23 protein-coding genes are annotated in these 24,403 nt (G+C 69.5%); 13 read left to right on the forward strand and 10 right to left on the reverse strand.

The window, feature by feature from the left end:
- Positions 1-4: 4 nt before the first annotated feature.
- From ACIBF5_RS10695 to ACIBF5_RS10710, 4 genes are all read right to left on the reverse strand, one after another.
- On the reverse strand, positions 5-976 hold the full coding sequence (locus tag ACIBF5_RS10695) for an amino acid ABC transporter permease (protein WP_396810241.1): 972 nt from the start codon (positions 974-976) through the stop codon (positions 5-7).
- Complete coding sequence (locus ACIBF5_RS10700) at positions 973-1,680, reverse strand: amino acid ABC transporter permease (RefSeq protein WP_396810243.1); 708 nt, start codon at positions 1,678-1,680, stop codon at positions 973-975. The genes ACIBF5_RS10695 and ACIBF5_RS10700 overlap by 4 nt, the downstream gene beginning before the upstream one ends.
- A gap of 41 nt (positions 1,681-1,721) precedes the next feature.
- Positions 1,722-2,606: a glutamate ABC transporter substrate-binding protein gene (locus tag ACIBF5_RS10705; RefSeq protein ID WP_396810245.1), complete on the reverse strand. Its 885-nt coding sequence runs from the start codon at positions 2,604-2,606 to the stop codon at positions 1,722-1,724.
- 62 nt (positions 2,607-2,668) lie between these two features.
- Positions 2,669-3,421: an amino acid ABC transporter ATP-binding protein gene (locus ACIBF5_RS10710; protein ID WP_396810247.1), complete on the reverse strand. Its 753-nt coding sequence runs from the start codon at positions 3,419-3,421 to the stop codon at positions 2,669-2,671.
- Positions 3,422-4,051: 630 nt separating this feature from the next.
- On the opposite strand from ACIBF5_RS10710, the gene ACIBF5_RS10715 reads away from it, so the two are divergent.
- On the forward strand, positions 4,052-4,534 hold the full coding sequence (locus ACIBF5_RS10715) for a hypothetical protein (protein WP_396810249.1): 483 nt from the start codon (positions 4,052-4,054) through the stop codon (positions 4,532-4,534).
- A gap of 179 nt (positions 4,535-4,713) precedes the next feature.
- On the opposite strand, the gene ACIBF5_RS10720 is transcribed toward ACIBF5_RS10715, so the two are convergent.
- Positions 4,714-4,998, reverse strand: coding sequence for a DUF2277 family protein (locus tag ACIBF5_RS10720; RefSeq protein WP_396810250.1), 285 nt, complete (start codon positions 4,996-4,998; stop codon positions 4,714-4,716).
- 183 nt (positions 4,999-5,181) lie between these two features.
- Here ACIBF5_RS10720 and miaB point away from each other — a divergent pair, with 183 nt between their 5' ends.
- Positions 5,182-6,678 carry a tRNA (N6-isopentenyl adenosine(37)-C2)-methylthiotransferase MiaB gene (gene miaB, locus ACIBF5_RS10725; RefSeq protein WP_396810251.1) on the forward strand — a complete coding sequence of 499 codons (1,497 nt, stop codon included), beginning with the start codon at positions 5,182-5,184 and terminating at the stop codon, positions 6,676-6,678.
- Between the two features lie 141 nt (positions 6,679-6,819).
- On the opposite strand, the gene ACIBF5_RS10730 is transcribed toward miaB, so the two are convergent.
- Positions 6,820-8,028: a DUF349 domain-containing protein gene (locus tag ACIBF5_RS10730; RefSeq protein WP_396810253.1), complete on the reverse strand. Its 1,209-nt coding sequence runs from the start codon at positions 8,026-8,028 to the stop codon at positions 6,820-6,822.
- Positions 8,029-8,249: 221 nt separating this feature from the next.
- On the opposite strand from ACIBF5_RS10730, the gene ACIBF5_RS10735 reads away from it, so the two are divergent.
- From ACIBF5_RS10735 to dapF, 3 genes are all read left to right on the forward strand, one after another.
- Positions 8,250-9,005 carry a hypothetical protein gene (locus ACIBF5_RS10735; RefSeq protein WP_396810256.1) on the forward strand — a complete coding sequence of 252 codons (756 nt, stop codon included), beginning with the start codon at positions 8,250-8,252 and terminating at the stop codon, positions 9,003-9,005.
- Positions 9,002-9,913, forward strand: a complete 912-nt coding sequence (gene miaA / locus ACIBF5_RS10740; RefSeq protein ID WP_396810258.1) for a tRNA (adenosine(37)-N6)-dimethylallyltransferase MiaA — start codon at positions 9,002-9,004, stop codon at positions 9,911-9,913. The genes ACIBF5_RS10735 and miaA overlap by 4 nt, the downstream gene beginning before the upstream one ends.
- A 61-nt stretch (positions 9,914-9,974) precedes the next feature.
- A complete protein-coding gene (gene dapF / locus ACIBF5_RS10745) occupies positions 9,975-10,835 on the forward strand; it encodes a diaminopimelate epimerase (RefSeq protein ID WP_396810260.1) in 861 nt (286 codons plus the stop codon).
- A 116-nt stretch (positions 10,836-10,951) separates the two neighbouring features.
- Here dapF and ACIBF5_RS10750 read toward each other — a convergent pair whose 3' ends face one another.
- Positions 10,952-12,439: an NAD-dependent malic enzyme gene (locus ACIBF5_RS10750; protein ID WP_396810261.1), complete on the reverse strand. Its 1,488-nt coding sequence runs from the start codon at positions 12,437-12,439 to the stop codon at positions 10,952-10,954.
- A 220-nt stretch (positions 12,440-12,659) separates the two neighbouring features.
- Here ACIBF5_RS10750 and hflX point away from each other — a divergent pair, with 220 nt between their 5' ends.
- Entirely contained in the window at positions 12,660-14,108 is a 1,449-nt protein-coding gene (gene hflX / locus ACIBF5_RS10755; protein WP_396810263.1) for a GTPase HflX, read from the forward strand.
- 82 nt (positions 14,109-14,190) lie between these two features.
- On the forward strand, positions 14,191-15,945 hold the full coding sequence (locus ACIBF5_RS10760; protein ID WP_396810265.1) for a hypothetical protein: 1,755 nt from the start codon (positions 14,191-14,193) through the stop codon (positions 15,943-15,945).
- A gap of 108 nt (positions 15,946-16,053) precedes the next feature.
- Here the strand turns inward: ACIBF5_RS10760 and lexA are convergent, their stop codons facing one another.
- Entirely contained in the window at positions 16,054-16,845 is a 792-nt protein-coding gene (lexA, locus tag ACIBF5_RS10765) for a transcriptional repressor LexA (RefSeq protein ID WP_396810267.1), read from the reverse strand.
- 317 nt (positions 16,846-17,162) lie between these two features.
- On the opposite strand from lexA, the gene ACIBF5_RS10770 reads away from it, so the two are divergent.
- From ACIBF5_RS10770 to ACIBF5_RS10780, 3 genes are all read left to right on the forward strand, one after another.
- Positions 17,163-17,417, forward strand: a complete 255-nt coding sequence (locus tag ACIBF5_RS10770) for a LysM peptidoglycan-binding domain-containing protein (RefSeq protein WP_396810269.1) — start codon at positions 17,163-17,165, stop codon at positions 17,415-17,417.
- A 322-nt stretch (positions 17,418-17,739) separates the two neighbouring features.
- Positions 17,740-18,282: a transcriptional regulator NrdR gene (gene nrdR / locus ACIBF5_RS10775; protein ID WP_396810271.1), complete on the forward strand. Its 543-nt coding sequence runs from the start codon at positions 17,740-17,742 to the stop codon at positions 18,280-18,282.
- Positions 18,283-18,347: 65 nt separating this feature from the next.
- Positions 18,348-21,251 carry a vitamin B12-dependent ribonucleotide reductase gene (locus ACIBF5_RS10780; protein ID WP_396810273.1) on the forward strand — a complete coding sequence of 968 codons (2,904 nt, stop codon included), beginning with the start codon at positions 18,348-18,350 and terminating at the stop codon, positions 21,249-21,251.
- A gap of 179 nt (positions 21,252-21,430) precedes the next feature.
- Here the strand turns inward: ACIBF5_RS10780 and ACIBF5_RS10785 are convergent, their stop codons facing one another.
- Positions 21,431-21,652: a hypothetical protein gene (locus ACIBF5_RS10785; RefSeq protein ID WP_396810275.1), complete on the reverse strand. Its 222-nt coding sequence runs from the start codon at positions 21,650-21,652 to the stop codon at positions 21,431-21,433.
- A gap of 65 nt (positions 21,653-21,717) precedes the next feature.
- Positions 21,718-22,167, reverse strand: a complete 450-nt coding sequence (locus tag ACIBF5_RS10790) for an MFS transporter (RefSeq protein WP_396810277.1) — start codon at positions 22,165-22,167, stop codon at positions 21,718-21,720.
- 242 nt (positions 22,168-22,409) lie between these two features.
- Here ACIBF5_RS10790 and ACIBF5_RS10795 point away from each other — a divergent pair, with 242 nt between their 5' ends.
- The 3 genes from ACIBF5_RS10795 to ACIBF5_RS10805 are packed head-to-tail and all read left to right on the forward strand — an operon-like array spanning position 22,410 to position 24,363.
- Entirely contained in the window at positions 22,410-22,769 is a 360-nt protein-coding gene (locus ACIBF5_RS10795; RefSeq protein ID WP_396810279.1) for a GntR family transcriptional regulator, read from the forward strand.
- Positions 22,766-23,671, forward strand: coding sequence for an ABC transporter ATP-binding protein (locus ACIBF5_RS10800; RefSeq protein ID WP_396810281.1), 906 nt, complete (start codon positions 22,766-22,768; stop codon positions 23,669-23,671). The genes ACIBF5_RS10795 and ACIBF5_RS10800 overlap by 4 nt, the downstream gene beginning before the upstream one ends.
- Positions 23,668-24,363, forward strand: coding sequence for an ABC transporter permease (locus ACIBF5_RS10805; protein ID WP_396810283.1), 696 nt, complete (start codon positions 23,668-23,670; stop codon positions 24,361-24,363). Before ACIBF5_RS10800 ends, ACIBF5_RS10805 begins: the two co-directional genes overlap by 4 nt.
- Positions 24,364-24,403: the final 40 nt, after the last annotated feature.

Below are 24,403 nucleotides of genomic sequence, written 5' to 3' on the forward strand. Positions count from 1 at the left end.
GCCCCTAGGCCGGGCCGCCGCCCGCGCTCGCCTGGGCGATCAGGGCGGTGGCCGGCGGGTTCTGCGCGGGGGTGTTGGCCGTCTTCCGGCCACGCGCCAGCCGGTGCTGGACGTACTGGGCCAGCTTGGACAGCGAGTAGTTCACCACGATGAACATCACCGCGATGATCACATAGGTCTGGATCGGATTGCTCAGTACGCCGATGATCTGCTTGGCGATGTTGAGGGTGTCCTCGTAGGCGATGATGAAGCCCAGGGACGTGTCCTTGAGGACCACCACGAGCTGGCTGATCAGCGCCGGCAGCATGACGCGGAACGCCTGCGGCAGCAGGATCATCCGGGTGGTCTGCAGCGGTGACAGGCCGATCGCGGCGGCTGCCTCTGCCTGACCGCCCGGCAGGCCCTCCATCCCGGAGCGGAGGATCTCCGCGATCACCACCATGTTGTAGATGGTGAGGCCGATGACGAGGTACCAGAGGGTGTCGAAGCTGACGCCGAACTCCGGCAGACCGCGCGCGACGAAGAAGATGGTGATGACCACCGGGAGCCCCCGGAACACCTCGACGCAGACCCGGGTGATGGCGGCGAGCAGGGTGCTCAGCCCACGCAGCAGGTACGACAGCGGCGTGCTGAGACCGGTGAACCTTCGGCGCGCCAGGCTCTTGAGCTGGATCCGCAGGATCGCCAGGAGCGTGCCGAGCACGAGCGAGGAGAGGATCGAGAGCGCGGCGGCGACCAGGGTCTGGCGGAAGCCGAAGCCGAGCCGGTCCCAGACCTGGCTGAAGTTCTCGTTGCCGGGGTCGATCAGCGGACCCCAGAGTTCCATCGACAGCTGGCCCTTCTCGTCCAGCGGCCGGTAGATCAGGAAGTAGGCGGCGAGCAGCAGCGCGATGCCGACCGCGATGCTGCTGATCCAGGTGATCCTTCGCTGCCGGGGACCCGGGATGTCGTAGAGGACGCTCGTCTGGCCGCTCATCGGGCCACCGCCTGACGCTTCTCCAGCCGGTCGAGAAGGGCGCCGAGGGGGACGGTCATGATGAGGTATCCGATCGAGATGCCGATGGCGACGGGGATGAACGCGTAGCCCTCGGCGGAGGTGAGCTGGTCGGCGGACTGGGCGAGGTCGCCGACCACCCCGAAGAAGCCGGCCAGTGCCGAGTTCTTGATCATGGCGATGATGACCGAGCCGAGCGGCACCGTCGCGGCCTTCCACGCCTGGGGCAGCACCACGTGGCGCAGGTTCTGGCTGAAGGTCAGCCCCAGCGACCGGGCGGCCTCGGCCTGACCCGCCGAGACCGCGTTGACCCCGGAACGCAGCGCCTCGCAGACGAACGCCGCCGTGTAGAGGACGAGAGCGATGAGCGCGAAGCGGAAGTACGGCAGGTCCGTGCCGAGCCGCGTGAACAGCGAGTCGAGGACGGGGATGCGCAGGAAGTCCGCGTTCGAGCCGAGTGCGGGCAGACCGAATGCGGAGAAGAACATGACCACGGTCAGCGGCAGGTTTCGGAAGACCGTCACGTACGCGGTGCCGACCGCGCGCAGCGGCGGCACCGGCGAGATTCGGAAGACCGCCACGACGGCGCCCAGGATCAGGGCGCCGATCGCGGCGAGGAGACAGATCTGGAGGGTGACCCAGAAGCCACCCGCGAACACGTCGAAATTGTCGATCAGTACATCCACGTGTTTGCCTTCCCGCCCACTCTCCAGATCCGTCAGGTGTCTCAGTAGCGGTTCAGCGTGGGGGCGGTGCCGAGGGTGGCGCCGAACTTGCCGGCGGTGTCATCCCAGGCCTTCTTCCAACGGCCGTCCGCGAAGATCTTTTCGAGTACGTCGTTCACGAAGTTGCGGAAGTCGGTGTCTTCCTTCTTCACGCCGATGCCGTACGGCTCCTTGGTGAAGTTGTTGCCGGCCATCTTGAACGACGCCTCGTCCTTGGCGATGTAGCCGAGCAGGATCACGTTGTCGGTGGTGACCGCGTCGACCTGGGAGCCCTTGAGGGCGTCCCGGCACTTGTCGTAGGTGTCGAAGAGGACGACCTGGCTCACGACGTCCTTGACGTGCTTCTTGATCTCTTCGGCCGGGGTCGAGCCGGTGACCGAGCAGACCTTCTTGGTGCCGTCGGCGAACGAGTCCGGGCCGGTGATCGCGGTCTCGTTCTTGCGGACCATGATGTTCTGCCCGGCCTCGTAGTACGGGCCGGCGAACGCGATCCGCTCCTTGCGCTTGTCGTTGATCGTGTACGTGGCGGCGACCAGGTCGACGTTGCTGTTGACGATCACGTCCTCGCGTACCTTGGACGGCGCCTCGACGTATTCGATCTTGTCGGTCGGGATGCCGAGCTCGGTGGCGATGAGCTTCGCGATCTCGACGTCGAAGCCCTCGGGCTTGCCCGAGAGGCCCTTCAGACCGAAGCCCGGCTGGTCGAACTTGGTGCCGACGGTGAGCTTCTGCGCCTTGTTGAGCTTCTCCATCGTGCTGCCGGCAGCGAACGACTTGGCAGCACCGTCATTGGTGCCGCTACCCGCGCCGTCCTCCCCGCCACAGGCGGCGAGGCTCACCGACAGGGCGGCGACGGCGGCGAGCGCCGCCATACGCTTGATACGCATCTTTCGTTTCTCCTTCTTCGACGACGGAGCCCGCCGGGTCCGACGCGCCCCACAGTGGACACCTAGTGGGTCAGGATCTTGGACAGGAAGTCCTTGGCCCGCTCGCTGCGAGGATTGGCGAAGAACTCGGCCGGGGGAGCGTCCTCGACGAGCTGCCCGTCGGCCATGAAGATGACCCGGTTGGCGGCGTGGCGGGCGAAGCCCATCTCGTGGGTCACCACGACCATCGTCATCCCGTCCCGGGCGAGTGACGTCATCACGTCCAGCACCTCGCCGACCATCTCCGGGTCGAGCGCGCTCGTCGGTTCGTCGAAGAGCATCGCCTTGGGCTGCATCGCCAGGGCCCGTGCGATCGCCACCCGCTGCTGCTGTCCGCCGGAGAGCTGCGCGGGGTACTTGTCGGCCTGGTTCGCGATACCCACCCGATCCAGCAGCGCCAGAGCGCGCTCCCGTGCGGCGGCCGGCTTCTCCTTGCGTACCTTCACCGGGCCGAGCGTGACGTTCTCCAGGATCGTCTTGTGCGCGAAGAGGTTGAACGACTGGAACACCATGCCGACCTCGCTGCGCAGCCGGGCCAGGGCCTTACCCTCGGCCGGCAACGGCTCACCGTCGAAGGTGATGGTGCCCGAGTTGATCGGCTCCAAGCGGTTGATCGCCCGGCAGAGCGTCGACTTACCGGAGCCGGACGGACCAATCACGACGACCACCTCGCCGCGACTGACCGAGAGATCCACGTCGTGCAGCACATGAAGCGGGCCGAACCATTTGTTGACCCCGTCAAGTTTGATGAGCGGTTGGTCGGTCGCCGCGGTCATGCCCCCACCTGTCTGGTCTGTAGCCCCAACTGTGAGCCCCAGTCTGCTTTGGTTACGCAACTGTAGGGGACTTGACGTGCGGCGACGCAAACGATCTGGTCACGGGGCGGTAACACGATCTGGACCCGTGGAGCTGCCGGTGGGCGCGCTCGGTCCGCTTGCGACAGCGGGCGTACCGGGCGTGGGCTGCGGAAACAGTCGCGAACCCAGGTCGCGGGTGCGGGTGGACGCGCTTCGGGTCGTCAACGCGCTTCCGTCTTGTCAATTAAAAGGATCACTCTGGCCAGGAAGTGTCCCCCGTGCACCGTGGTCTGGCCCCTCCGGGGAGGCCCAGACCTCGTGTCCCTTGATTCGGGTACGTCGATCCGCGTGGCCCTGGTCAACCGGGCCGGGTGACACGACCTGGTGTCGGAAAACCTACTGCCACCACTGGAATACGCTAAGTGAGTGCGGGGCACATTTCGGAGCGGTAGAGTGTCACCACTCGATTACGGATGGTAGTGGGATAGGCGGATTTCGGCAGATATGGTCACAGACCGGTAACTTAGCCACATGCGGCCTCGGCTGCCGGTCACCATCGTCAGTAGGGGCCGTTGCTGCGGCCGTGGCTGCGCACAGCGAGGAGGCGGCGTGACCGAGCTGTGGAATTGGAAGATCGACGACCGTATGACGGTCGCGGAGGTCAGTACCGCACTTGCCGACGTACTCGGCCTGGCGGTGGTGTCGATGGGCGCGGCCGATCCGGCCCGGTTGCCACTCGACGCGGTGGTGTGCGACGTCTGGCTCAGGCCCGGCGACTTCCCCACCTCGGTGGACTGTTACGGGATTCCGGACGGGGTGTCCGAGGTCGCGGCGATCGCGGCGTTCGCCCGACGGCTCGGCCGGCCGTGTCTCTTCGTGGACGACACACTCGACCCCGGCCGGCACCTGCTGGTCGGATCGGACGGCACCATCCGTCCGGTGCATCTCGACGTGCGTGAGGACGACGACGGGGACGTCCTGAGCAACCTGCGCCTGTGCAGCACGCACAGCCCTCGGTGCCGGGCCTGGTCGCAGTGTCACCAGTCGCAGTGGGCGCCGGACTCCGTCGTGCCGGCGCTCGCCGCGGCCTGACCGGCCGCCAAGCGGGCGGTCACGCGGGCGGGGGAGAGCATGTCACCGGGTCGCGCCGGGGCGCGTTCACCGGTGGGGCCGACGCCCGCGTGGTGCCCGCTGGGCCACGGACCGGTCGCCGGCCGGGTCAGGTGCGAGCCAGGGGCGGTCGCCGCCCGTGGCACGAAGTGGGTTGCGGGTCAGCCGGCAGCCGGGACAGTCTCGGCATGGCTGTCGCCGACCGCGCCGGAAGCTCCGGTTGCCGCCGTAGCTGGGCCACCGCCACGGACCACGAGCTGGTCCAGCAGGGTCTGGGTTGCCTCCGCCACCGCGGCGACCGCAGCGTGGAAGGCCGCCGCGTTGTGCGCCGCCGGCGTACGGAATCCGGAGATCTTCCGTACGTACTGCAACGCGGCTGCCTCGACATCGGCCGGCGTCACCTCCTCGGCGTACGGCTCACGAAGGGTCTTGATGCTGCGGCACATGATTCCTCCTGGTCCGGGCGCTGGCAGCCAGTCGACGACCGCCGCTTCGGCGCCTACTCTGCCACCGAGCCGGCGCTGTCGCCGGCCGCACACGGGCGATCGGTGACGGGTCGACCCGGCCTCGGTCCACCGCTGGCCCACCCGGCCCGGACAGGACTGGGCAGACGGCTACGCTTGGTGGCCGTGGGAGAGGGGCTTGCGACGGTGTCGAAGAGCTACAAGGTCGTGACCTACGGCTGCCAGATGAACGTGCACGACTCGGAGCGGATCTCCGGCCTGCTGGAGCAGGCGGGTTACGTACGCGCCGCCGAGGTCGACGATCCGGACGTGGTGGTCTTCAACACCTGCGCCGTACGCGAAAATGCCGACAACCGGCTCTACGGGAATCTCGGTCATCTCCGCCCGGTGAAGGACAAGCACCCGGGCATGCAGATCGCGGTCGGCGGTTGCCTGGCACAGAAGGACCGCAGCGAGATCGTCCGAAGGGCGCCCTGGGTCGACGTGGTCTTCGGCACCCACAACATCGGCTCGCTGCCGGTGCTGCTGGAGCGGGCCCGGCACAACTCCAGCGCCGAGGTGGAGATCCTCGAATCCCTCGACGTCTTCCCGTCCACCCTGCCGACCCGGCGCGAGTCGACCTACGCCGGCTGGGTGTCGATCTCGGTCGGCTGCAACAACACCTGCACCTTCTGCATCGTCCCCTCCCTGCGCGGCAAGGAGAAGGACCGCCGCCCCGGCGACGTGCTGGCCGAGGTACGCGCGTTGGTCGCCGAGGGCGTACTCGAGGTGACCCTGCTCGGGCAGAACGTCAACTCGTACGGCGTCGAGTTCGGTGACCGGCTCGCCTTCGGCAAGCTGCTGCGCGCCACCGGTGAGATCGAAGGGCTGGAGCGGGTCCGCTTCACCAGCCCCCACCCGAAGGACTTCACCGACGACGTGATCGCGGCGATGGCCGAGACGCCGAACGTCTGCCACTCCCTGCACATGCCGTTGCAGTCCGGCTCCGACGACGTCCTCAAGGCCATGCGCCGGTCCTACCGGTCCGACCGTTACCTGGGGATCATCGAGAAGGTCCGGGCGGCGATGCCGGACGCGGCGATCACCACCGACATCATCGTGGGCTTCCCCGGCGAGACCGACGCCGACTTCGAGCGCACCCTGGACGTGGTACGCGAGGCCCGGTTCTCCTCCGCGTTCACGTTCCAGTACTCGAAGCGTCCCGGCACCCCGGCCGCGACCATGGACGGCCAGTTGCCGAAGCAGGTCGTGCAGGAGCGGTACGAGCGGCTGATCGCCGCCGTCGAGGAGATCACCTGGGCGGAGAACAAGAAGCTGGTCGGCGAACCGGTCGAGGTGCTGGTCGCGGTCGGCGAGGGCCGCAAGGACGAGCGGACCGGGCGGATGTCCGGCCGGGCTCGCGACGGCCGGTTGGTGCACTTCGACGGTGGGCCCGACGCCGGCTCGATTCGACCCGGCGACATCGTGCACACCGTGGCCACGTACGCCGCGCCGCACCACCTCAACGCCGACGGGGCGCCGTTGGCCCACCGTCGGACCCGGGCCGGCGACGCGTACGAGGCGGGACGTGTTCCGCGTACCTCCGCCGTCTCGCTCGGCCTGCCCACCCTCGGTGCGCCCGTCGCCGTCCCCACCGCCACCGCGAGCGCCTGCGACCGCTAGAAGCGTGAGGAAGGGCCCCTTGTACAACGTTTTCCGATAACAAGGGGCCCTTCCTTCTCCTCGAAGTGGCCCCGGCTACGGGGAAGGGCCTCCGGCCACCGGTGACGGTGGCAGGAGGCCCTTCCCGATACTGCCGTTGGGTCAGCTCGCCTGCTCGGCGAGTTGGAGGAACTGACGCTTGGCGGCGAGCGCCGACTCCGCCTCACGGATCCGCTTGGCGTCCCCGGACGCCTGCGCCCGAGCCAGTCGCTGCTCGGCCTCGGCCACCTGGTCACGCATCTGCACCAGCAGCGGGTTCGCCGACGGCTCGGTACGCCGCCAGGCCGAGTCCATCGCCTGGCGAACCTTCTCGTCGATCACCCGCATGCGGCGGTCCAGACCGGCCGCTGCCTCGCGGGGCACCCGGCCGGCGTCGTGCCACTGGCCCTGGATCTCGCGCAGTTTGGCCTGTGCGGTCCGGGGGTCGGCGTCCACGTCCAGCGCCTCGGCCTCGGCCAGCAGTGCCTGCTTGCGCTCCAGGTTCCCGCGCTGCTCGTTGTCCCGGGCGGAGAAGACCTCGCTCCGACGGGAGAAGAAGCCGTCCTGTGCGGCCCGGAACCGGTCCCACAGCTTCTGCTCCGCCTCCTTCGAGGCGCGCGGAGCAGCCTTCCACTCCGTCATCAGGTCCTTGAGCCGGTTCGCCGTAGCCGCCCAGTCGGTCGACTCGGTGAGCGACTCGGCCTCGGCGACCAACTCCTCCTTGGCTCCCTGCGCCTGCTTGCGCTGGGCGTCCAGAGTGGCGAAGTGGGCGCCCCGGCGGCGGGTGAAGCCGTCCCGTGCGGCAGCGAACCGCTTCCAGAGTTCACCGTCGGTCTTCTTGTCGACCCCCCGGATCGTCTTCCACTCGTCGAGGATCTCCTTGAGTCGGTCACCGGCAGTCTTCCAGCCGGTCGACTCGGCGGCCAGCTTCTCCGCCTCCTCCACCAGTGCCGTCTTGCGCTCCAGTGCCTCGGTCCGGGCCGTCTCGCGGGCCGCTCGGGCCTCGCCGGCCTTCTCCTCGGCAACCCCTGCCAGCTTCTCCAGCCGGCTGGCGAGCGCGTCGATGTCACCGACCACGTGCGCCTCGCCCAGCGTGCTGCGAAGTCGCCGTACGCTCGCCAGCGAGTGTGCCGCGTCGGCGGCGCCGGAGTTGAGCCGCGCCTCGATCAGGTCCACCTCGGTGACCAGGTCGGCGAAGCGGCGGGCGAAGTGCGCCAGCCCCTCCTCCGGCGCACCGGCCTGCCAGGAACCGACCACCCGCTCGCCCTCGGCCGTCTTGACGTAGACCGTGCCGTCCGCGTCCACCCGTCCGAAGGCCGTCCAGTCGCTCATGTGCCCATCCTCGTTCTCCCGGCGCCGCCGAAGAGAAGGATCCCCCGGGGTCGCCGCCACGGCGCAGTCATATATTGCAGCGAAGTTTCTCCCGGCATTGTCACAGGTCCAACCCGGTCCACGTCGAGCGCCTGTGGTCGACCGTGACCATACGGTGTCCTTGACCATGGCCGATCGGTGTGCAAGCGGGTGTAAGGTCCGAACCCGGCTACGGTGGTGGCGTGTCTCTGGTTGCCGCCGCCATCTGCCCGAATCCGCCGCTGATCGTGCCCGAGGTCGCCGGTGCGGCCGCCGCCGAACTCGACGAGATGCGAACCGCCGTCGATGCCGCGATCACCAGGTTACTTTCCGTTACGGCCGATGCGGTGCTGGTGGTCGGTGGTGGCACCCGGACGGAACGCTTCACCTATCCGTACGCGGGCAGTTTCGCTCCGTGGGGAGTGTCGAGCGGCTTCGTGCTCGGTCAGTTGACGGCGGGCGGCCAGTCGGAGGGCGGCCAGTCGGCCGCTACGCCGGTCACCCCACTGAGCCTGCTCGTCGGTGGTTGGCTGCTGAGCCGCCACGACCTCGGTGACCGGACCCTGATGCTGGACGCCGTCGCCACCGACGCCCCCACTGCCGACTGCGCCGGTTACGGGGCCGAGTGGAGCGGACGCCGCCCCCGGATCGCCATGCTGGTGCTGGGCGACGGCTCGGCCTGCCGGGGGGAGAAGTCGCCCGGCTACGACGACCCGCGCGCGGACGCGTACGACGAAGGGGTCGCCTCCGCCCTCGGCGGCGCGGACTCCGAGGCTCTCCTCGGCCTGGACCCGTCGCTCTCGGCGGACCTGCGGGTGGCTGGCCGGGCGGCCTGGCAGGTCCTGGCCGGCGCCGCCTCGGCCGCCGGCACCGGGTGGACCGGCGAACTCTCCTACTGTGCCGCGCCGTACGGTGTCGGCTACTTCGTGGCCAACTGGGAGCGGGAGGGAACGCGATGAGCCTCGTGGTCGCCGTCGTCGGGCCGACCGCCGCCGGCAAGTCGGACCTGAGCATCGGCCTGGCCGAGGCGCTCGGTGGCGAGGTGGTCAACGCCGACTCGATGCAGCTCTACCGGGGGATGGACATCGGCACCGCCAAGCTGACCGTGGCGGAGCGGGCCGGGGTGCCGCACCACCTGCTGGACATCTGGGACGTCACCGAGCCGGCGAGCGTCGCGGAGTACCAGCGGCTGGCCCGGCGCGCCGTCGACGACATCCTGGCCCGGGGACGGGTGCCGTTGCTGGTCGGCGGCTCCGGTCTCTACGTCCGCGCGGTGCTGGAGGAGTTCGAGTTTCCCGGTACCGACCCGGATCTGCGCGCCCGGCTGGAGGCCGAACTGGCACAGTCCGGGCCGGCGCCGCTGCACGCCCGGCTGCATGCGGCCGACCCGGCGGCGGCGGCGAGCATCCTGCCGGGCAACGGGCGGCGGATCGTCCGGGCCTTGGAGGTGATCGAACTCACTGGTGGGCCGTTCACGGCCGCGCTGCCGGACCCGAAACCCTGGTACGAATCAGTGCAACTTGGCGTCGACCGGGACAACACGCCGCTGGATGAGCGGGTCGCCACCCGGGTCGACCGGATGTGGGCGGCCGGGCTGGTCGACGAGGTACGTGGACTGGTGACCCAGGGGCTGCGGGAGGGGCGTACGGCCGGCCTGGCCCTCGGCTACCAGCAGGTGCTGCGCATGTTCGACGGGGAGCTGACCGAGGCGGAGGCGCTCGCCGAGACGGTCCGCAAGACCCGACGGTTCGTTCGTCGCCAGCGCACCTGGTTCCGCCGCGATCCCCGCATCCAGTGGCTCGACGCGGCCCGCCCCGACCTGCTTGAGGCCGGCCTCGACGTGGTCCGGTCGGCACGCCGCTACTGAGGCCGGCTGGCGCGTACCGGCCCGCGGGATGATTCGGCGGCGGATCGGGAATGATGGGTTGGTGCAGTTCACCAAGGGTCATGGCACCGGCAACGACTTCGTCATCCTCGCCGATCCGGACGGCGAGCTTCCGCTCACCCCGGCCACGGTCGCCGCGCTCTGCGACCGTCGCCGAGGCGTCGGCGCGGACGGCGTACTCCGGGTGATCCGGGCGGCGAAACACCCGGACGGTGCGGCGTACTCGGCCGAGGCCGAGTGGTTCATGGACTACTGGAACGCGGACGGCTCCATCGCCGAGATGTGCGGCAACGGGACCAGGGTCTTCACCCGCTACCTGCTGACCAGCGGACTAGCCGAGCCGGTCGAGGGCGGGCTGCCGATCGCCACCCGGTCCGGAGTGGTCCGGGCCGTGGTCGGTCCGGCCACCGCCGGGCTCGCGGTCGTCGCCGACGGGGAGATCTCCGTCGACCTCGGCGCACCCCGGCTGTACGGCGAGAGCACGGCGACCGTCGACGGGCTGACCCTGGCCGGAACCGTCGTGGACTGCGGCAACCCGCACCTGGTCTGCCCGGTGCCGGCCGGGGTGGAGCTCTCCGCGCTGGACCTGACCCGGGCGCCCGGATTCGACCCGGCGGTCTTCCCGGCCGGGGTCAACGTCGAGTTCGTCGCCCCGGCCCAACCGGTTCCCGGAGCCGACCTGCACGTGCTGATGCGGGTGTACGAGCGCGGTTCGGCGGAGACGCTCTCCTGTGGCTCCGGTGCCGTGGCGGTGGCCGCGACCGTCCTGCGCGCGGCGGGGCTGGGCGCCGGCGTGGTCGCGGTCGACGTACCGGGTGGCCGGCTCACCATCAGCGTGGACAGCGAGAGCGCGTGGTTGGCCGGGCCCGCCGTACTGGTCGCCGAGGGCGACACGCTCCGCTGACCGGAGTCCGGTCCGGGAGACCGGCCAGAGCCGATCATGAGGTTGGCGCGGATCCCGGGACCGGAATCCGCGCCAACCACGTCATGCTCGGCGGCCCCCGTCGGAGCCGAGCCGGGTCAGTTGCCGGCGGAGAGCGGGGCCGCCGGGGCGGCGGCGGAGGCCGCGATCTCGGGCAGGTCGGCGGGACCCGGGTCGGCGGCGGGCGCCGGGGCGGGCTGCTGGGCCGCGGCACGTACGGCGGCGGCGACCGCGGTGGCCACCCGCGAGTCGAAGACGCTGGGCACGATCACCGTCGGGTTGATCTTGTCTTCGCCCACCACGTCCGCGATGGCCCGGGCCGCCGCGAGCGCCATCTCCTCGGTGAACTCCTCGGCGTGCGCGTCGAGCATGCCGCGGAACACGCCGGGGAAGGCGAGCACGTTGTTGATCTGGTTCGGCTGGTCGGAACGGCCGGTGGCGACGACGGCCGCGTACTTGCGGGCCTCCCGGGGGTCCACCTCCGGATCGGGGTTGGCCAGCGCGAAGACGATCGAGTCCGGCGCCATCGCCGCGATGTCGTCGCCGGTGAGCAGGTTCGGCGCGCTCACCCCGATGAAGACGTCCGCACCTCGGATCGCCCCGGGCAGGTCGCCGCTGTAGTTCTCCTTGTTGGTGTTCTGGGCCAGCCACTGCCAGGCCGGGTTGGTGTTGGTCAACCCACGGTGCAGGGCACCCGCCCGGTCGTACGCGATGATGTCGCCGACGCCCTGGCGCAGCAGCAGCTTCATGATCGCCGTACCGGCGGCTCCGGCCCCGGAGACGACCACCTTGACGTCGGCGAGCCGCTTGCCCACGACGCGCAGCGCGTTGGTGAGCGCGGCGAGTACGACGATCGCGGTACCGTGCTGGTCGTCGTGGAAGACCGGGATGTCGAGCAGGTCCCGCAGCTTCGCCTCGATCTCGAAGCAGCGCGGCGCGGCGATGTCCTCCAGATTGATCCCGCCGTAGGCGGGCGCGATCGCGCGCACGATCGAGACGATCTCGTCGACGTCCTGGGTGTCGAGCACCACCGGCCACGCGTCCACCCCGCCGAAGCGCTTGAACAGCGCCGCCTTCCCCTCCATCACCGGCAGCGACGCGGCCGGCCCGAGGTTGCCCAGCCCGAGTACGGCCGAGCCGTCGGTGACCACCGCGACGGTGTTGCGCTTGATGGTGAGCCGACGGGCGTCGGCCGGGTTCTCCGCGATGGCGAGGCAGACCCGGGCCACCCCCGGCGTGTACGCGCGGGACAGCTCGTCCCGGTTGCGCAGCGCGACCTTGGGGCTGACCTCGATCTTCCCGCCCAGGTGCAGCAGGAACGTACGGTCGGAGACCTTGCGGACGTCCACGCCCTCCAGCGCGGTCAGCGACTTGACGACGTGGTCGGCGTGGTTGGCGTCGGCGGTGTCGCAGGTGAGGTCGACCAGGACCGTGGTCGGGTCGGAGTCGACCACGTCGAGCGCGGTGACGATGGCGCCGGCTTCGCCGACGCAGGTCGTGAGCCGGCCGATGGCCGAGGCGTCAGCGGTGACGCCGATCCGGATCGTTATCGAGAATCCGGCGCTCGGCAGGCGGGTGGTGGTCACGGGGTCCCTCCGTCGTTGGTGGGCACGGCCGGTCGGCCGCCGCTTCGCATTCTTACCCGCTGCGTGCGGACCGTCTTCAGCGCATCCCCCACGGGTGCCATAACCAACGCGAATCGACGGCGGGCGGACCGGTCTGCCGAGGTGCCGCATTATGGCGGTGCGATCGGCGGCGCAGCGTGTCACGATTGAAGCGCAGGGATCAAACGGACAGGAGACCCGCTTGCGAAATCAGGAAAGCTTCGCTCCGCTGACCGACCAGGACCTCGACGCCCTGCTCGGCGCGGAGGTCACCACCGGTGAGCTGGAGCGGGAGGACCGCGCGGCGCTGCGCCGGGTGGCCGGCCTCTCCACCGAGCTCACCGACGTCACCGAGGTCGAGTACCGGCAACTCCGGTTGGAGCGGGTGGTCCTGGTCGGGGTCTGGACCGAGGGCACCGTCACCGACGCCGAGAACTCCCTCACCGAACTGGCGGCACTCGCCGAGACCGCCGGTTCCGAGGTGCTCGAAGGGCTGATCCAGCGCCGTTCCCGGCCTGACCCGGCCACGTACATCGGCCGTGGCAAGGTCGAGGACCTGGCCGCCGAGGTGCTCGCCTCCGGCGCCGACACGGTGATCTGCGATGGAGAGCTCTCTCCGTCCCAGTTGCGTAACCTGGAGCAGCGCACCAAGGTCAAGGTGGTCGACCGGACCGCCCTGATCCTGGACATCTTCGCCCAGCACGCGAAGAGCAAGGAAGGTAAGGCCCAGGTCGAGCTGGCCCAGCTGGAATACCTGCTACCCCGGCTGCGCGGTTGGGGTGAGAGCCTCTCCCGGCAGGCCGGCGGTAGCGGCCGTGGCGGTGGCGCCGGCGGCGGTGTCGGCACCCGTGGCCCCGGTGAGACCAAGCTCGAAACGGACCGGCGCCGGATCCGGCACCGGATCGCCAAGCTGCGGCGCGAGATCAAGAGCATGCGGGTGGTACGGCAGACCAAGCGTGCGCGGCGCGGACGCAACGCCATCCCGGCCGTTGCCATCGCCGGATACACCAACGCCGGCAAGTCCAGCATCCTCAACCGGCTCACCGGCGCCGGGGTGCTGGTCGAGGACGCACTCTTCGCGACCCTGGACCCGACCACGCGGCGGGCGGACACCTCCGACGGCCGGGTCTACACCCTCTCCGACACCGTCGGCTTCGTCCGGCACCTCCCGCACCAGATCGTCGAGGCGTTCCGCTCGACGCTTGAGGAGGTGGCCGAGGCCGACCTCGTCGTGCACGTGGTGGACGGGGCACACCCGGACCCCGAGGAGCAGGTCCGGGCGGTGCACGAGGTGCTCGCCGAGGTGGGCGCCGACAAGCTGCCCGAGTTGTTGGTGGTGAACAAGACCGACGTCGCCGACGAGGAGACGCTGCTCCGGCTCAAGCGGGAGTGGCCGGACGCCGTCTTCGTCTCCGCCCACGCCGGGCGGGGCATCGACGAGCTGCGCGCCACCATCGAACAGCGGCTGCCCCGGCCGGCGGTGGAACTCCGCGCGGTCCTGCCGTACGCCCGGGGTGACCTGGTCGCACGGGTGCATCGGCGCGGGGAGGTACTCGGCACCACACACCTCGCCGAGGGGACCCTGCTGCACGTGCGGGTCGACGAGGCACTGGCGGCCGAATTGACCCCATATCTGGCCAACGAGGAGTAGTTTGAAACTGCCCGAACGGCAGCTTCGGGACGAAGGATCACGGCCTGCCCGGCGTCCGTCTGCGACGTGCGACACTTGGCCGATGCGGCGTGTCCTCTCCTCGATCATGGTTATCGGTGGTGTGGTCGGCGCGAGCCTGGGGTTGGCGGCAACCCCGGCGCTCGCTGCCCCGACCAAGGTCTGCACCGTCGACGACGACCGGACGAACGAGCTTTCCGGCCTGGTCGCCACCACCAGCGGCTACGTCGTGATCAACGACGGCACCGATCTCGAGAGCCACGACCGGGTCTTCTTCCTCAGCACCAAGTGCAAGGTGACCAAGTCGGTGCCGTACGTCAACCGGGCGGCGGCCGATCCGGAGGACGTGGCGCTCTCGGCAGACGGCAAGACGCTCTGGATCGCCGACATCGGTGACAACCCTGACGCCCAGACCCGCCGGCGCAGCGTGGTGCTCTGGAGCCTGCCGGCGGACGGTTCCGGCAAGACCACCCTGCACCGGCTGTCCTACCCGGGCAACAAGCCGCACGACGCCGAGGCGCTGCTGCTGGGGGCGGACGGCACCCCGTACATCATCACCAAGACCGGCACCGCGAAGAGCGAGATCTACCGCCCCACCGCTCCCTTGCAGAAGGACAACGCCGAAGGCGTGCCGATGGAGCTGGCCGGCGAGATCACCCTTCCCAAGAGCACGACCGAGAACCTGCTCACCGCGACCGGCCGGCTGATGGTCACCGGGGCGGCGACCTCGCCGGACGGCAAGCGGATCGTCGTGCGCACCTACGCCGACGCGTTCGAGTGGGACGTGCCCGACGGCGACATCGTCAAGGCGCTCACCACCGGCAAGCCCCGGATGACCCCGCTGGAGGACGCCTTCGGGGAGGCGATCTCGTACACCCCGGACGGCAAGTCGTTCGTGACCGTCTCCGATGTCGGCAGTCTCGCCGACGACACCGACGTCGTGATCCAGAGCTATGTGCCGTCGACGCAGGTCGTCGAGGTGGCCGCGGCGGCAGGCGGGGACGATGCCAAGAGCGAGAGCAGCAAGTCCTGGACGGCCGACCTGACACTGACGGACATCACCTACCTGATCGCGGCGGTGGGTGTGCTCGGTGCTCTCCTCGTCGGCCTGGGGATTTTCGGCATCGTCCGGGCACGCAGGGCACGGGCCGCGGAGGCGGCGGAGCCCGCGAATCCGGTAGGTGACCCGGACGGGCAGCGCAGTGGCGGGCAGGTGCCCGGTGACGGCTCGTACGAGTCCTCGCCGGCGCGGGGCACCACCTACGGCGGGGGAGGCCAGGCCGGGGGCCCCGGTGGTTACCGTCCCGGTGGCGAGTACGAACAGCCCGGCCGCCCGCCGGCCGGGGTCTACGGAGGCCAGCCCGCCGGTGGAGCGGTCTACGGCGGTGGCGCCCCGACGGGCCCCCGCCCGCCGGCCGGCGGGGGGCCCTCCGGTGCGGGCGTGTACGGCGGCGGACCCGGCAGGCCCGGGGAGCCCGGTCAGGGCCCGGTCTACGGTGGGGTACGTGGTGGCCGCCCGGCCCCCGTCGACCCGCGCGCCGCGGCGGAGAACCGCCGGCAGGGTCAGCCCCCGGTGAACGGCTACGGGCAACCGGCGAACGGGTACGGCCCTGGTCAGCCCCCGGTGAACGGCTACGGGCAACCGGCGAACGGCTCCGCCCCCGGTCAACCGGCAAACGGGTACGGCCGGCCGCAGCAGGGCGGGCAGTACGGCCAGCCCCGGCCCCAGTCGCGTCCCGGCCAGAACGGGCATCCGGAGCAGGGCTATCCGGAACAGGGCTATCCGGAACAGGGCTATCCCGAGCAGGGACGCCGCTGATCCGGTGACGAGCGGCAGCGGTGGATTCCCGAGCTGTCGGGAGAATCCACCGCTGGCGAGGTGACGAAACCGGGCAGGCCGGTGCCGGGATGAGATCCGGCGGAGGATTCAGATCCGGCGGAGGACGGCCACCACGCGACCCATGATCGACGCGCTGTCGCCGGGGATGGGGTCGAAGGCCGAGTTGGCCGGCATCAGCCAGACGTGACCGTCGCGCTGACGGTAGGTCTTCACCGTCGCCTCGCCATCGAGCATCGCCGCGACGATCTCGCCCGAGTTGGCGGTCGGCTGCTGCCGGACCACGACCCAGTCGCCGTCGCAGATCGCCGCGTCGAGCATCGAGTCGCCCTTGACCTTGAGCATGAAGACCTCGCCCTCACCCACCAACTCGCGGGGGAGCGGGAAGACGTCCTCGACGGCCTGTTCGGCCAGGATCGGCCCACCGGCCGCGATCCGGCCGAGCATCGGCACGTAGGCCGGCGCCGGTCGCTGCGCCCGCGCGGCCTCGTCGTCCAGCAGGTCGTTCGGGGGGCGCACGTCCACCGCCCGGGGGCGGTTGGGGTCGCGGCGGAGAAAGCCCTTCCGCTCCAGTTCCTTGAGCTGGTAGGCGACGCTCGACGGGGAGACCAGGCCGACCGCCTCGCCGATCTCGCGCACGCTCGGCGGGTAGCCGTAGCGCTCCACCCAGTCCCGGATGAATTCGAGAATCCGCCGTTGCCGGGTGGTCAGGTCGGCGCTGACCAGGTCGGGGAAGTGGCTCACCACCGGAGTGACGGACCGCAGGGTCGGCTCGCCGGTACGGGCGCGGGCGGCGCCGCGACGGCGGGCCGCGGTGGCACCGGAATCGGCGACGGCTTTCTGCGGATGGTGCTGCCCGTTCGTCCGGTCGTCGGTCGACACGTCCGTCCTCCCTGCTCGGCGGGGGTGCCTGGGTGGCACGTGGTGCGCATGGGACCGATCGCCCGTGGCGTCGCTGCGCCGATCGGGTTCGGTTGTTCACGACCGTATAGGTGAGATCGGACAGTTTCAAACATCTGTACGACGTGGCGTCGGCGTGTCGCGTCCGCAAGCTCGACATCCGTACGCCTGTTCTGATACACCATCGTACGTCTGTTCTATCGAACTGGCGTTCGATCTTGGAGGTCAGCGTGGGTGCACCGGAGATGTACCGGCCCTCGCGGGGCACTCGGCTCCGCTTGACGCGACGAGGTCGGGCGGTGCTGCTCGGTCTTTACGTGATCGTGGCGATCGGGCTGGCGCTGGTGTTGGCGCCCTCCTCTCGGGCGGCCGACCCGCCCGGTCCCGCGCCGATCGCGGTGGTGTTGCCCGGGGACACGCTCTGGTCGGTCGCCGAACGGCACCGGCCGAGTCGTCAGCCGTTCCGGGTGATCGATGAGATTCGACGTCTCAACGGGATCGAGGGCTACACCATCCATGCCGGGCAGCGGTTGACCCTGCCTCGCGACGAGTGACTGTCCGGGTCGGCTTGATTACTTTAAGTGATTGTCTGACCGTCTGTCGGGAACCGGTAACCCCGGGCCGATCGGCGATGTTGGGAAGATAACGGCGACGCGCGCGACCCGCCTGCCAACTTGACCCCGGCCGCTCTGCGGCATACGGTCGACCCCTAGATGTAGTAGTGACAAGGGTGTAAGTCGGCCATAGGTTGGGTTCGACGGCCCCTCGCTCCCCGCTTAGCAGCACGGCGACGGCCACCTCGCGGTGGTTCCCGCCGGCTGTTCGGGTGTCCGGGAGGTGGCGGGTGCCCCACGTGGTGGTGAAAGGAGGTCGGCTATGCGGTGTCCATACTGCCGGCACGCCGACTCCCGGGTCGTCGACTCGCGCGAGGCCGACGACGGCCAGCTGATTCGCCGCCGGCGGTCCTGCCCGGAGTGCGGGAAGCGGTTCACCACCGTCGAAGAGGCGGTGCTCGCCGTCGTCAAGCGCAGCGGTGTGACCGAGCCGTTCAGTCGTACGAAGATCATCGGCGGGGTGCGCAAGGCGTGCCAGGGTCGCCCGGTCGTCGAGGATTCGATCGCACTGCTCGCGCAGCGGGTCGAGGAGACCATCCGGGCCAAGGGCGCCGCCGAGATACCGAGCAACGAGGTGGGACTGGCCATCCTCGGGCCGCTGCGGGAGCTGGACGAGGTGGCGTACCTCCGCTTCGCCAGCGTCTACCGCTCGTTCGACTCGCTGGGGGACTTCGAGCGGGAGATCGAGGCCCTGCGCGCCACCGCGGCTGCCCGAACGGCAGCGCGGGACGGTGCGGCGCAGCAGCCTCCGGCGCCTGGCGCGGACCCGCTGACGGCGGAGCCGGCCGGCGGCCGTACCAGCTAGCTTTTCTAGTTTTTGATCATTTCGGTGGCACGGCGGCGGACCGTGCTGGTTAGGGGGCGGATGAGATGGCGGGGGAAGGCATGACAGCGAACAAGAGTCGGTCACGGGCGACCACCACGACCGGACTCAAGGTCGAGCGGGTCTGGACCACCGAGGGGGTGCACCCCTACGACGAGGTGACCTGGGAGCGTCGGGACGTCGTCATGACGAACTGGCGCGACGGCTCGATCAACTTTGAGCAGCGCGGGGTCGAGTACCCCGACTCGTGGAGCGTCAACGCGGCCAACATCGTGACCACCAAGTACTTCCGTGGTGCCGTCGGCACGCCGGAGCGCGAGTGGTCGCTCAAGCAGCTCATCGACCGGGTGGTGAAGACCTACCGCGCGGCCGGGGAGCAGCACTCCTACTTCGCCAGCCCGGCGGACGCCGAGATCTTCGAGCACGAGCTGACCTGGATGCTGCTGCACCAGGTGTTCAGCTTCAACTCGCCGGTCTGGTTCAACGTCGGCACCGCGTCGCCGCAGCAGGTCAGCGCCTGCTTCATTCTCGCTGTCGACGACTCGATGGACTCGATCCTCGACTGGTACAAGGAAGAGGGGCTGATCTTCAAGGGCGGCTCCGGCTCCGGGGTCAACCTCTCCCGGATCCGTTCCTCGCGGGAACTGCTCTCCAGCGGCGGCACCGCCTCCGGTCCGGTCAGCTTCATGCGCGGCGCCGACGCCAGTGCCGGCACCATCAAGTCTGGTGGCGCCACCCGGCGGGCGGCCAAGATGGTCATCCTCGACGTGGACCACCCGGACATCGAGGAGTTCGTCACCACCAAGGCGCGCGAGGAGCACAAGATCCGCGCGCTCCGCGACGCCGGTTTCGACATGGACCTCGGCGGCTCGGACATCGTCAGCGTGCAGTACCAGAACGCCAACAACTCGGTCCGGGTCACCGACGAGTTCATGCGCGCGGTCGAGGAGAGCGGCACCTTCGACCTGCGCGGCCGGCTCGACGGTGCGGTGATCGACACCGTCGACGCCAAGGGGCTGTTCCGGACCATCGCCCAGGCCGCCTGGGAGTGCGCCGACCCCGGCCTGCAGTACGACGACACGATCAACGACTGGCACACCAGCCCGGAGACCGGGCGGATCACCGCCTCGAACCCGTGCTCGGAGTACCTGCACCTGGACAACTCCTCGTGCAACCTGGCCTCGCTCAACCTGATGAAGTTCCTCCGCGCCGACGGTGGATTCGAGGTGGAGAAGTTCGTCCGCTCGGTCGAGTTCGTGATCACCGCGATGGACATCTCGATCTGCTTCGCCGACTTCCCGACCGAGAAGATCGGTGAGACCACCCGGGCCTACCGGCAGCTCGGCATCGGCTACGCCAACCTCGGCGCGCTGCTGATGGCGACCGGTCACCCGTACGACTCGGAGACCGGGCGCTCGGTTGCCGCCGCGATCACCTCGCTGATGACCGGCACCGCGTACCGCCGCTCGGCCGAACTGGCCGGTGTGGTCGGCGCGTACGAGGGCTACGCCCGCAACGCCGAAGGGCACAAGCGGGTGATGCGCAAGCACGCCGCGGCCAACGACGAGATCAAGCCCACCGGTGCGGTCGCCACCGCGATCGTCCGCGAGGCCACCAAGCAGTGGACCGAGGGGAACAAGGTCGGCGAGCGCAACGGCTGGCGCAACGCGCAGGCGTCGGTGCTCGCGCCGACCGGCACCATCGGCCTGATGATGGACTGCGACACCACCGGGGTCGAGCCCGACCTGGCGCTGGTCAAGTTCAAGAAGCTGGTCGGCGGCGGCTCGATGCAGATCGTCAACCAGACCGTTCCGCGTGCCCTGCGCAGCCTCGGTTACCCGGAGGAGCAGGTCGAGGCGATCGTCGAGCACATCGCCGACCACGGGCACGTGGTCGACGCCCCCGGCCTCAAGCCGGAGCACTACCCGGTCTTCGACTGCGCCATGGGCGAACGGTCGATCGCCCCGATGGGGCACGTACGGATGATGGCCGCGGTGCAGCCGTTCATCTCGGGCGCGATCTCGAAGACGGTCAACATGCCGGAGGCGGCCACCGTCGCCGACGTCGAGGAGATCTACTTCGAGGGCTGGAAGCTCGGCCTGAAGGCGCTGGCGATCTACCGCGACAACTGCAAGGTCGGTCAGCCGCTCTCGGTGGCCAAGCCGGCGAAGGCGACCGAGTCGGCATCGGTCGAGGTCGCGCCGGCCAGCGCGGAGCGGGCTGTGGAGAAGGTCATCGAGTACCGCCCGGTGCGCAAGCGGCTGCCGAAGAAGCGCCCGTCGGAGACGGTCTCCTTCTCGGTCGGCGGGGCCGAGGGTTACCTCACCGCCTCCTCGTACCCGGACGACGGTCTGGGCGAGGTCTTCCTGAAGATGTCCAAGCAGGGCTCGACCCTCGCCGGGGTGATGGACGCCTTCTCCGTGGCGATCTCGATCGGCCTGCAGTACGGCGTCCCGCTGGACACGTACGTCAGCAAGTTCACGAACATGCGGTTCGAGCCGGCCGGGATGACCGATGACCCGGACATCCGGATGGCTGCCTCGGTGATGGACTACATCTTCCGGCGGCTGGCCCTGGACTTCCTGCCGTACGAGCGCCGGGCCGAACTCGGCATCTTCACCGCCAGCGAGCGGGCCGCGCAGTTGCGGGCCGAGGCGGAGGCGGAGAACAACCTGGAGTTGAGCGTGATGGCCTCCTCGGCACCGGTGACGGTTCCGGCCGAGGCGAAGCCGGAGCCGGTGGCAGCCCCCGCCGCCACCGTGCCGGCCGAGCCCGAGGTCGCGGCGGCCAAGCCGCTCGGCGTACGGGTGGGATCGTCGACGGAACTGCTGGAGGCGGTGCTCGGCAAGGCGGCCGACGCCCCGCTCTGCTTCACCTGCGGCACGAAGATGCGCCCCGCGGGTAGCTGCTACGTCTGCGAGGGTTGCGGCTCCACCTCGGGTTGCAGCTGAAACCGAGCGGAGTCGCATCTGACGCGACACTCGACGCAGCGAGTCGAGTGCTGACAGTTCAGTAGTGCACATGGGGGAGTCGGGCGTTGTCCGACTCCCCCATGTGCTGCCTGGAGAGGGTTTGGGACGGTGCGCGCTTCGGCTCTGAGCCGCCCGTGCCTAGGTTGGCTCGCGTACCGTCAGGTCGCCGGCAGGTCCCGCATCGTCCGCAGCGGCGAGAAGACGACAAAGAGCGCGGCACTCCAGGTGCCGAGTACGCAGATCCACAGTGCCGTACGTAGCCCCAGTTGGCTGCCGAGCGTGCCGCCGACGAGCGCGCCGAGGCCGACACCGTAGAGCAGCACCCCCCAGCCGGGCTGTGCCAGCGGCATGAGCAGGTAGAGGGGTCCGGGTGCGGCCATGGCGACCCAGATCACCCGGGCGGTGCCGATCCGGTTGGTCGAGCGGTTCGCGAAGAGCCCGAGGGTCAGGCCGCCGACACCAGGCGGGGGAACCAGCTCCGGTAGGCGACGGTGAATCCGACGGTCAGGACGCCGGAGAGCCCGACGACGACGTACAGGAACGGGAGTGTCAGCCGCCCCGCGATCGCGACCAGCGGGAGTGACAACATCAGGGCCATCCGCTCCAGGTCGCAGAAGATCATCAGTTTCCGCTGGTCGACCCGGTCGGCCAGGGCACCGGCGGGGAGCGAGAAGAGCAGGTACGGCAGCCAGGCGAGGAAGGTCAGCAGCGGGATCTGGAAGACACTGGCGCCGAGGGTGTCCGCCGCGACCACCGGTACCGCGACGTGGGAGATCCGGGTGCCCAGTTCGCTGACCGTCTGACCGCCCCAGAGCAGGAGGAAGTTCCGGCTGCGCCAGAGGGAGGGGCGGGGCGGTGTTCCGCGCGCCGGTCCCGCCGCCAACTGCTGCGTCACGGGTTGCACCTGCCTGTACGTGGACTGCGCGGGACATGGAGCGTTCGGGAGGCGTTGCGCACGTTACCGGCACCGCCGTCGGCTCGACACACATCTGTCCGGCCGACGGGCCACCGCGTCACCTGTCGGCAACCTCACTTGACAACCGGCGGCCCTGGTTACATGGTTAGTTACATGAGTAATGAACCGGCTAACCATGGTTGGCTCGGCCGCCCGGACGTGACGGTGGGCGGGTGCGGGTGATGGAGGAAGGCCGACCGATCTTCCTCCAGGTCGCGGAGCTGCTGGAGACCGCGATCATCGACGGCACTCTCGTCGAGGAGACCCAGGTCCCCTCGACGAACGAACTGGCCGCCTTCCATCGGATCAACCCGGCCACCGCCGCGAAGGGCGTCAACCAACTCGTCGACGACGGCGTTCTGTACAAGAAACGAGGAATCGGGATGTTCGTCTCCACCGGCGCCCGCGCCAAGCTGCGGGAACGACGCCGCGAAGAGTTCGCCAACCAGTACGTCCGCCCCCTGCTCGCCGAAGCACGCAAACTCGGCATCGGTGCCGACGAACTCAAGTCGATGATCGACCTCCGGGAGGGGGAACGATGAGTCCGGTCGTCACCGCCAGCGGGGTGACCAAGCGATTCGGTCGGACCACCGCCCTGGACGAGGTCAGCTTCACTCTGACCGAGAACACCATCCACGGTCTGCTCGGACGCAACGGTGCCGGCAAGACGACCCTGATGCAGGTCCTCACCGGACAGAACCACGCCACCTCCGGAGACCTGTCGGTGTTCGGGCAGCACCCGTACGAGAACGCCGAGGTGCTGAGCAGGGTCTGCTTCATCAAGGAGAGCCAGACCTACCCCCAGGTCTTCCAGGTACGGCATGCGCTGGAAGCGGCCCGACTGCTCTTTCCGAACTGGGACGAGGACTTCGCCGCAGCCCTCGTCGAGGACTTCCAACTGCCGCTCCGGCGCCAGGTGCGCAAGCTCTCCCGGGGCATGCTCTCCGCGCTCGGCGTGATCATCGGGCTTGCCGCCCGTGCCGAGCTCACCTTCTTCGACGAGCCGTACCTGGGGCTGGACGCCACCGCGCGGCAGCTCTTCTACGACCGTCTGCTCGTCGACTACGCCGAGCACCCGCGCACCATCGTGCTCTCCACCCATCTCATCGACGAGGTCGCCAACCTGATCGAGCACGTACTGCTGCTCGACCGGGGGCGGATCCTGCTGGACGAGAGCGCGGAGGAGCTTCGCGCCGAGTTGGTCACGGTCTCGGGGCCGCTGGCCGTGGTGGAGCAGTGGCGCAACGGGGCCGAGGAACTGCACCGCGAACGCATCGGGAACCTGGTTCGGGCCACGCTCCGTGGTCCGTTCGAACCGTCGGACCGCCACCGGGCCAGCACGCTCGGGCTGGAGGTGGCCCCGGTCTCGTTGCAGGAGCTGGTGGTCCGACTCACCGGTACGACGAGCGGTGTCCGTACGGCAGACAGGGAGAAGCTCCGATGAGCCGTGTGCTCGCCGCCACCCGCGTCCAACTGATCAGCTGGCCGGCCATGGTCAGCTGGCCCTGGGGCATCCTGGCCTCCAGTTTCCTGATCAACCTGGCCGTCTTTGCCTTGATCGCCGACGAGATGCCGGACGATCCCCGAACCGGTGGGCTGGTCAGCATCTACGTCGTCGTGATGATCGGCGCCGCTCAGACGATCACCCAGTTCTTCCCGTTCTCGCTCGGATTGAGCCTGACCCGGCGGACCTTCTATGCCGCCACCTCACTGCTGCTGGTCGCCGAGTCCCTGGTCTTCGGGGTGCTGCTCTACCTCTGCTCGCTGGCGGAGCGGGCGACCGACGGATGGGGGCTGTCCCTGGGGTTCTTCGTCATGCCGTTCATGCAGAACGACAACCCGCTCGCACAGATCCTGATCTTTACGGTCCCGTTCATCGTGCTCGGCTACATCGGGATGTTCGCCGCGCTGGTCCTCAAGCGGTGGGGTGTCGGTGGTCTCTACCTGCTGAGCATCGTGCTGCTGCTCCTGCTGGGCCTGCTCGCCGTGCTCGTCACCTGGCAGCACTGGTGGCCCGCGGTGGGGCGGTGGTTCGCCGACCAGTCGGCACTGGCCCTCTTCGCCGGCTGGCCGGCCCTGCTCGCCCTGCTGCTGGCCGGCGCCGGCCAGCTCCTCATGAGGCGGACCACCGCCTGACGCGCGGCCGGGGAAACGGCGCACCTTCGATCGTGGAAGG

Source organism: Micromonospora sp. NPDC050417, from assembly GCF_044458865.1.
GTDB lineage: Bacteria > Actinomycetota > Actinomycetes > Mycobacteriales > Micromonosporaceae > Micromonospora_G.